The organism is Nocardioides sp. P5_C9_2 (assembly GCF_054049555.1).
In genome coordinates this window covers 1-1,835 of the sequence record NZ_JBFUMD010000621.1, presented here as the reverse complement: position 1 = coordinate 1,835, position 1,835 = coordinate 1, and the positions used below count along the sequence as shown (strand labels likewise).

Genomic DNA, 1,835 nt, shown 5'->3' with positions numbered 1-1,835 from the left:
ACCTAGCACCACCACCGCAGCCTCCGCGAACACCGCACGCCGCGCGACGACCACATCGCACGAAACGACTGCCGCGCTCGGCACGGTCGCATGGACCGAAGCCACCCGCGGGTGGCTCAGCACCTCGGAACGACGCATGCTGTTGCGTCCCCTCGCCGCAGCCCATCTGCGCAATGTCGTTGGCCGAACCCGCCTGGCGCTGCACCTCCACCCCGGCCGCCATGCCCACGTAGCGCCGGAGCGCTTGGAGCCCCCACGCACGGTCCTCGCCCAACGAGCCGAAGAAGCCGCCGCTCGCCGACTGCCACCCGTACTGCTGCACCACAGCCGTCGGACCTACCGCCTCGGCCTGGCGCTGGGAGTCGTCGCCGGCATCGACGTCGACGAAGAGCTCCTCTACGCCGCGGCCATGCTGCACGACACAGGCCTCCTGACCTCGAAAGGAGACGCAGACTTCACCCTGGAAAGCACCCGACTGACACGGGACGTGGCCGCACAGGTCGGACTCCCCGACGACGCCACCACCCTCATCCTCGACGCCATCACCCTGCACCACAGTCCCGGTGTCGGCCCCGAACACGGGGCCGTCGCCCAACTGCTCTCAGCAGGTGCTGCCATCGACGTCACCGGGCTGCACGCGTGGCAGCTGCCCGACGCTGTCCTCACCGACACCGTGGCGCGCCACCCTCGGGAAGACTTCAAGACCGCCTTCATCGAGGCATTCGGCAAGGAAGCCGCGCGCGTTCCTGCGGGCCGCGCCGCGTTCCTTCACCGCTACGGCGCGTTCGCCGCAGCCATCCGACTCGCCCCATTCGCCGAGTAGACCCCCTTCAGGACATCCGATGAACAGCATCCCCACTCGCCGCACCCAACCGGGCGCCCGACGCGAGCCCTCCCGACCCACCGCACCCGGACGAAGCGCCAAGAAGCGCAGCACGCCGGCGCTTGTGGCCCTCCGGTCTGTCACGTTCGTCGGGCTGGCCGCGGCCACCCTCGGCGGCCTCGCATTCGCCGGCTACCGGGTCACTGCGGCGCAAAACAAGCTGCCCTACTCCAGCGATGCCCTTCCCTCAGCTGCGGCTCCAGACGAACCGGCGCCCGGCACCCTCGTCGTCGCCGTCGTGCTGGGCACCTCGGCCACCGTCGCCACCGACGCGATGGGCCCGTACGAGGTCTTTGCCCGCTCCTCACGCTTCAGCGTCTACACGGTTTCCGACCAACCCGGACCTGCCGACGTTGAAGGTGCGCCCACCATCCTCCCTGACTACACGTTCGCGGAGGTCAACGCGCGCGCCGACCTCAGGCCCGACGTCGTCGTCGTCCCCGCAGTCGCAGACCCCACAGGCGCGGCCGATCGACCAACACGGGACTGGGTCCTCCGCCAGCACGAGCAAGGCGCACACATCCTGAGCGTGTGCGCGGGTGCGCGCCTCGTCGCTGAAACCGGACTCCTCGACGGCCGCACCGCCACCAGCCACTGGTCTCGCCTCGCCGCCCTCCGCGACCGACACCCTGAGACGACCTGGGTAGCCGGACAGCGGTTCGTACGTGACGGTGACATCACGACCACGGCCGGCATCACCTCCGGCATCCCCGGCGCTCTCTCCGTCATCCACGACCTCGCGGGCACCACCGAGGCGCAAAGGGTCGGAGGCGAGGTCGGGTACCCCGGCTGGTCCCCCGACGGGCCAACCAGCATCCCGGTGCAGTCCTGGAGCTTCGCGGACCGGCCCGTCGTGCTGAACTCCCTCCTTCCGTGGCTCCGTCCCACGATCGCCATCAGCCTCGAGAACGGGGTCGGGGAGATCGACACCGCCAGCGTGTTCGAGGTGTAC

The 1,835-nt window shown here is 70.0% G+C and carries 2 protein-coding genes; both read left to right on the top strand.

Annotation, left to right across the window (positions count from 1 at the left end; genetic code table 11):
- On the top strand, positions 1-823 hold an 823-nt coding region (locus ACXJKL_RS20315), incomplete at its 5' end, for an HD domain-containing protein (protein WP_457208804.1).
- 19 nt (positions 824-842) lie between these two features.
- On the top strand, positions 843-1,835 hold a 993-nt coding region (locus tag ACXJKL_RS20310; RefSeq protein WP_457208803.1), incomplete at its 3' end, for a DJ-1/PfpI family protein.